We start from the raw sequence: 2813 nt of genomic DNA on the forward strand, positions 1-2813 counted from the left end.
GCGCTAACTGTATGGCTCTGGCAAGGGCGGGTTGTTCATCGTGGTTGATGTCAGCAACTACCAGAATCTTGCTATAAATACTCATATCGACTCCTTAATTATGGAGGAGGGCGTTAGAGTTACTTTAGCTCATAACCAGCGAGAATTTTAGAAAAAAAGAGAGTTTTTAACAGAAGTATGACGTAGCTCATTTAAGAGCTACCTCATTGAAGTTACTTAGTTTCTTTAGATACGCCTGCCAGTTCCATCAGTTGGTCATGGTCAAGGATTGTGATGTATTTGCCTTTAACGCTAAGGATTTCAGACTTCTGAAAACGGCCGAGTAGACGACTGATCGTTTCAACAGTGAGACCAAGGTAATTACCGATATCACCACGAGTCATTGTCAGACGAAACTCTCTAGGGCTAAAGCCGCGCTGAGAGAAACGAGTCGACAAGTTATAAAGAAAAGCCGCCAATCTTTCTTCTGCATTCTTTTTAGATAGCAGAAGAATCATCTCTTGGTCGCCCTTAATTTCATTACTCATCAAGCGCATAATTTGCTGACGTAACTTAGGCATTTTACCCGAAAGATCATCAAGAATTTCGTAGGGTATTTCACATACCATTGATGTTTCTAGAGCCTGAGCAAAACTAGGATGAGAATCATCAGTGATCGCGTCAAAACCAACTAAATCACCCGCTAAATGAAACGCAGTGATTTGTTCATCACCTTGCTCAGTAATGGTATAACTTTTAATTGTACCTGAGCGAATAGCGTAGAGAGACTTAAGGTCGTCACCAGCTTTAAATAGCTCTTGGCCCTTTTGGATAGGTTTTTTACGCTCAATAATTTGATCAAGTTGATCAAGTTCAGATTCATTGAGAGTAAAAGGAATACAAAGCTGGCTAATGCTGCAATCTTGACAGTGAATTGCACAACCACCAGATTGAATGCGCTTTGCCGCTGGCTTATCAGAAATCATAACAACCTTTCACTTTTTGATGTACATCAATATTTTAGCACCCATTACCCCTAAAGGATAGCGAAAAAAGATGCCATAAATCAGACAGCTACCACGTAGATGATAAAATACTCACTGCTCCATAACCCGTGTATAGACCATAGAGTATGATAAAAATCGCAGCAAAATGACGAAATATGAATGATTGTTGAATGTTCTTCAAACGGGTCGCTCCGTAACCAACAAGAAGCATCGCAGGTAAGGTTCCCAAACCAAAAGAGGCCATAACCAATGCCCCTGACAGCGCACTACCGGACACCACAGACCAAGTCAGTACCGAGTAAACTAGCCCACAAGGTAACCACCCCCAGATAAACCCAAAAGGGAGAGCGAACCACGTTTTCCTAAGCGGGAGCAATGATTGCCCAAAAGGCGAAATAAAACTCCAGATTTTTTGCCCAACCTTCTCCAGCTTCAACAGGCCAAACCACCAACGTCCAACATACAATCCAAGTACAATCATTAGGCCTGCCGCAATGAGCCGCAACCAAATCAACGCATGATTAAGTGTAGAGAATTCGGATAGCGAGGCGGCGAGGCCTCCTAATAAACCGCCAAACAGCATATAGCTGGCAATACGCCCAAGGTTGTAAAAAACAAGCAGTATTGGGAGTCGATCACTGCGCTTTTCACCTAAGGTCAAAAGAGAAGCAATCCCGCCACACATTCCCATACAGTGGCCAGCTCCAAGTAAACCGATAAAGAAAGCACCAATCCAATCTGCGGTCATTTTTTCTCTTCTTTTGATGAGGTAAGTTCATCTTCATCAAACAAAATATTGTGTCCTTGGCGTTCTAAATCTTCAAACTGTTCGCTTTTTACTGCCCATAAAAAGATGATGACGGCGATCGTAACCAAAACGATCGCTATGGGGATCAATATATAAAGACTTTCCATCTACTTATCCCTCTTTTTGAGTAGTCGAAGAGAATTAGATACCACAATAATCGAACTCGCCGACATGCCCACAACGGCAATGTAAGGAGCAACCAGCCCCGCAACGGCGAGTGGCAAAACAATAATATTGTATCCAAGTGACCACGCTAAATTTTCCCGAATGATTTTGCGAGCTTTTAACGCTAAGCTTCTGGCTTCCAATAATCTGTCGAGTTTATCACCAAGTAAAACCATATCAGCAGATGCTTTTGCGACATCGGTTCCACCACCCATAGCGACTGATAAGTGCGCACCAGCAAGCGTTGGCGCATCATTAATGCCATCGCCAATCATCATGGTGATATCATCATCTGGTAACGACTTTAAGTAACTCAGTTTATCTTCTGGTTTGGCATTCGATACGACAATATCGATGTCCATTTCGGCGGCCACACTTTGGGCATTAAGTTGAGAGTCACCTGTTAATAGCGTGATCTTAATTCCTTCCTGATGGAAACGATCGATAAATTGTTTCGCTTCACTACGGATAGGATCGCGGTACGTGAAGGTCGCAATGTGTTGCCCGTTGAGCGACAGATAAATACGATTTGCTCGATCATCACTGATGTCGTTCAAAACAAATTCGGCGCTGCCGATACGAACATCGCCGCCTAAATATTTACCTTGAATACCAGACCCAATCATATTCTGCACATGCTCAACACGAAACTCGTCATTACGATATTGCGCAAACGCTCTGGCAATGGGGTGATTGGCATGATGCTCCAAAGCAGCGGCTAGCGCCAAACAATGGTTTTCGTCTATATCACCATGCAACTCAACGTCACTAATTTCGATATCACCACGGGTCAACGTTCCCGTTTTATCAATAATCAAATGGTTAACTTTACAAAGTGTTTCAAAGACATGGTT

The 2813-nt window shown here is 42.9% G+C and carries 4 protein-coding genes; all 4 read right to left on the minus strand.

Annotated features, from left to right (window positions below; genetic code table 11):
- Positions 1-212 precede the first annotated feature (212 nt).
- Positions 213-965: an FNR family transcription factor gene (locus tag B9J87_RS12760; protein WP_010320258.1), complete on the minus strand. Its 753-nt coding sequence runs from the start codon at positions 963-965 to the stop codon at positions 213-215.
- 88 nt (positions 966-1053) lie between these two features.
- Positions 1054-1734 (minus strand): sulfite exporter TauE/SafE family protein, encoded by a 681-nt coding sequence (locus B9J87_RS12765; RefSeq protein ID WP_013856891.1) that lies wholly within the window; start codon positions 1732-1734, stop codon positions 1054-1056.
- Complete coding sequence (ccoS, locus tag B9J87_RS12770; protein ID WP_013856892.1) at positions 1731-1901, minus strand: cbb3-type cytochrome oxidase assembly protein CcoS; 171 nt, start codon at positions 1899-1901, stop codon at positions 1731-1733. Before ccoS ends, B9J87_RS12765 begins: the two co-directional genes overlap by 4 nt.
- A partial coding sequence (locus B9J87_RS12775; protein ID WP_141201578.1) for a heavy metal translocating P-type ATPase occupies positions 1902-2813 on the minus strand: 912 nt, incomplete at its 5' end.

Source organism: Vibrio sp. V19_P1S1T109, from assembly GCF_002241375.1.
GTDB lineage: Bacteria > Pseudomonadota > Gammaproteobacteria > Enterobacterales > Vibrionaceae > Vibrio > Vibrio anguillarum.